1 pseudogene is annotated in these 390 nt (G+C 38.5%); it reads right to left on the bottom strand.

The features are described from left to right. Window positions 1–23: 23 nt before the first annotated feature. Window positions 24–390 (bottom strand): annotated as a pseudogene (locus EMN46_RS19345) (hypothetical protein); the annotation flags it as partial.

The following is a 390-nucleotide window of genomic DNA, read 5'->3' as shown; positions in this document are numbered from 1 at the left end:
TCTCGCTGGAAGAGGTAGTTTTTTCATTGTACTTTACCTTCATCTCTGTTCATTATCATCGCTTTTAAAACGGTTCGACCTTCTAATCCTATCTGACCATTATAATTTTTTAGAATGGTTTCATAAGAAAGCTCTGAATCAACGGACTGCGATAATAAGTGGTGGTATCCAGAATTTGTCACTTCAAGTAAAAACACCTCACGAGTTAAAACACCTAAGTTCTCACCGAATGTCTCAATATCCGGACGGATAATATTTATTGCTTCTCTTGACCGTAGGACTTTCCACATGCAGGATTTTGGAACCTCTTGCAGTACTACTGGGGAATGAGTTGCAATTATTGCTACACCATTGCGTGCATCGAGTAAGTCGCTTAATGTTCGTAAAAAA

It is taken from the genome of Ancylomarina sp. 16SWW S1-10-2 (genome assembly GCF_009669305.1).
GTDB lineage: Bacteria > Bacteroidota > Bacteroidia > Bacteroidales > Marinifilaceae > Ancylomarina.
The sequence above is the reverse complement of the archived record's forward strand: the minus strand, read 5'-3'. Positions and strand labels throughout refer to the sequence as shown.